Source organism: Winogradskyella sp. UBA3174 (genome assembly GCF_002364335.1).
GTDB lineage: Bacteria > Bacteroidota > Bacteroidia > Flavobacteriales > Flavobacteriaceae > Winogradskyella.
In genome coordinates this window covers 1,516-4,861 of sequence record NZ_DEXW01000039.1, presented here as the reverse complement: position 1 = coordinate 4,861, position 3,346 = coordinate 1,516, and the positions used below count along the sequence as shown (strand labels likewise).

The following is a 3,346-nucleotide window of genomic DNA, read 5'->3' as shown; positions in this document are numbered from 1 at the left end:
ATTTCATTAAATGTTGAAAACTCTATTCCTGTTGACCCGCCAGTTTATAGTACTGACGTTAATTCTATTTATTATCAAAGAGCTCTTGAAGTTTACGAAGTAGTAAATAATATAACGTCTGAACAAACTGTAATAGCTGAATTTTGGTCAGATGACCCACAAACTTCTGCCACACCTCCTGGACATTCAATATCAATTTTAAACCAGTTAATTAATGATAATGATTTTGATTTATTAGCTTCGTCTGAAGCATTTGCAAAATTAGCTATTGGGATTAATGATTCTTTTATTTCTTGCTGGAAAGTAAAATATACAACCAATTACCCAAGACCAGTTACAGTAATCAAAAATCAAATTGACGCTTCCTGGGAAACAATTTTAGAAACTCCACCGTTTCCAGAATATACGTCAGGTCATTCAGTACAATCAGGGGCATTAGCAAGTATTTTAACTTCATTATTCGGAGATAATTACGCATTTATTGATCGTACTCACGAAAATAGAGCAGATATTGATGGCACACCAAGAGAATATTCATCTTTTTATGATATGGCAGAGGAAGCTGCTGAATCAAGATTATACGGAGGTATACATTTTAGAGAAGGAATTGATCTAGGATTAGAACAAGGATTTCAAATAGGTGAAAATGTAATTAATATTTTTGATAATTAAATGATTGATTATCATTTAAAAACACAAAATTAAATCTCTAATCTTATACAATTTTTTATAGGGAAAAGATTAAAACCTCAGACAAAACATTTCTTGTCTGAGGTTTTTTTTATGAGGTATAAGAATACTTTGGTTAAATGGTAAGTATTTTTTATTCTTTTCAAGTGGAAATGACTAGAACTTCTTTTTATATTATCTATATAATTGTCATCATTTACGACTTAATTTTTATCAGTTGTTTTTATAGTTGCCAACGTCTAGTGTAAGAAACGTAGGGCAATTAATATGCACTTCCGTTTCGGTTTATTACTTATCCAAATATAAATATTTTGCTTTTATTTTTTATCTTAAACGCCAAGTTTTATATTTGGCGGACTTTGTTAAAATGCACAAAACTTTCAGTTTAGTACAAAGTGCCCTATGTTTTTTATACAGTGTTAGCAAACGTTTTATTCAATATTGTACTCTATGAAGAGATAATTAATAGCTGTCTCAATAACTAAGTCAATGTTGCTGTTAATTAAGGTTTCTGTGTTTTTTATATATACATCAGGTGAAATCCCAATCCCTTCTAAACTTTCTCCGTTTGGCATTAAATACAATTGTGGTGAATAGGTATAAACCCATCCGTTTGGAAGAAACCTTAAATCACTTTGGTCTGAGTGGTCTCCAGCTGTTGTGTCTCCAATAACGGTAATATGATTAAATGCTTTCATATTGAGGGTAAATATTTCTGCTCCACTTGCTGTAACTCTATCAGTTAGTAAAATTACTGGTTTTAAAAATTGTTCTGTTCCTTCTGGTTTTGTAAACCATTTAGTTTTAGCATCAAAATCATCAATACCTGTTCCATTTTTTGTCTGTACAGTATAAATAAAATGCTCTCCATCTGCAAAAGCACCTGCAACTCTATGAGCATAATCATCAGAACCACCACCATTGTTTCTTATGTCAACAACTATAGCTTTATGCTGTTTTAATTGTTGAATTATGTTGTCAATAATTTCAGGGTTGTCACCTTCGACACTAGATAAATGAACATAACCAATATCTTTATATTTTAATTTACCGAATGAGATATCTGGTTCAGAAGAATTTGTTAGATAATCTAGATATTTGGTTTTTAATAAGTTTAAATCAAATTCACTTTCCGCTATAACATTAAGCGAATCACCTGATTCAAATTTTAAATTGTTGTTGGCGTCTATTAATGTAGTGTGTCCATCATTTAATAAATCAAGCATATTAGAAGTAATGTCCCAAAGTTCCATATTAGAAGTGTTCGGGTTTACTTGTGGCCTGTATATGTTATAAGCATCTTGCCAATTAATATTTTTAACTCCAAAAAGTGCGTAATGTACATTGAAGTCATTCCATAAGAGTTCGAAGTTATTCTCAGGAGAGTTTATTTCATCTTCTCCAATAATCATTTTTTCACAAGAATTTAGTAATATAATGCTAACTAATAATGTGATAAGAATGTATTTGTTATTTTTCATTGTTTAAAATTTATGGCTTAGCCCTATTCGTATTTGGTTTTGATAGGTTATAAACCTATCATTCTTGCTCTGATTTTGATAATTCATTTGATATTCTACCGATATTGAAAAACGCTTGGTTAGATTATATTCATATTGAATTGAAAAACTTGGAGACACATAATTATTTACTGAAGTAAAATACCCATTTGTGATTAAACGTAATGGTTTGTCACTGTTTTCATCTAATTCTTCATCAAAACCTGAATAAGGAGGCCTAACCATTAGTGTAAATAAGGGTAAAGAAATAGAAGAATTTATAGCGTGTTTATTATTAAAACGAAATTCCCCATAAAAAGAAATACCAAGACTGTGAGCTACTAGAAAGGAAGTAGATTCTCCTTGCCAATCTATATAATTAATGTTTGATTGATATTGACCACCAAGAAAAAAATCAACTTTGTTTGAGATTTTATTTACCTTTCTAAGGTAAGCTATTTTTACTTTTCCTTGAAAATATATAGCTTCTGGGAAAACAGTTTGTTGAATTGTATTTATCGTATTGTTATTAAAAACTAGAGAAGTCAGAAAAATACTTTTGTTATTTCTTCTCGAGTAAGTAATTCCGTAATTTACACCAGAAATGGAGTAGTTTAAAGGCGAAAAATTTAAATCTTTAAAATATCCTTGATTCAACCCAGTGGAAATAGTAATACTATTTTGTATTGTACTATCTTTTTGGGAGTATACTTTAGAATAAGTTAGGGCAACTATTAATATTAGAAGAAAGTACTTTATTGTTTTCATAATATTTTTTTACTTATTTATGTTAGTAATTAATTTGCATTAATAATTTCACCATCATCCGAGGTCGTTGCATTTATTACGGGGCTTCCTTTGTAGCGAAGTATTGAGTCATCACTTACACTACCGTTTAATTCACTATTACAGGTAATACTTAATTCAGAATCATCTTGTACATTAGCATTCAAAGATGTAGTAGCAAACAAAAAACCATCTATTCTACTATCGTCTCCAAGGTTTATATTTAGGGATTCAGAGGAACCTATTAACTCCAGCTGTGCTGAGTTATTTATTTTTATATCAAGTTGATCAAGGACAAAATCTATTTTTCCTTGAGTATCATCATTCATTTGAAACTCCTGTAAAAAGGGCATCTGGATATTTAGTTCGAA

4 protein-coding genes are annotated in these 3,346 nt (G+C 30.0%); 1 reads left to right on the top strand and 3 read right to left on the bottom strand.

The genetic code is table 11. The features are described 5' to 3' along the window. On the top strand, positions 1-672 hold a 672-nt coding region (locus B2U95_RS05870; RefSeq protein ID WP_296313744.1), incomplete at its 5' end, for a vanadium-dependent haloperoxidase. 449 nt (positions 673-1,121) lie between these two features. Here B2U95_RS05870 and B2U95_RS05865 read toward each other — a convergent pair. The 3 genes from B2U95_RS05865 to B2U95_RS05855 all read right to left on the bottom strand — a co-directional run. After that, entirely contained in the window at positions 1,122-2,171 is a 1,050-nt protein-coding gene (locus B2U95_RS05865; protein WP_296313742.1) for a S41 family peptidase, read from the bottom strand. A gap of 3 nt (positions 2,172-2,174) precedes the next feature. Further along, positions 2,175-2,957 carry a hypothetical protein gene (locus B2U95_RS05860; RefSeq protein WP_296313741.1) on the bottom strand — a complete coding sequence of 261 codons (783 nt, stop codon included), beginning with the start codon at positions 2,955-2,957 and terminating at the stop codon, positions 2,175-2,177. 29 nt (positions 2,958-2,986) lie between these two features. Continuing rightward, positions 2,987-3,346, bottom strand: a 360-nt coding sequence (locus B2U95_RS05855; protein WP_296313739.1) for a GIN domain-containing protein, incomplete at its 5' end; no start/stop codon positions are given.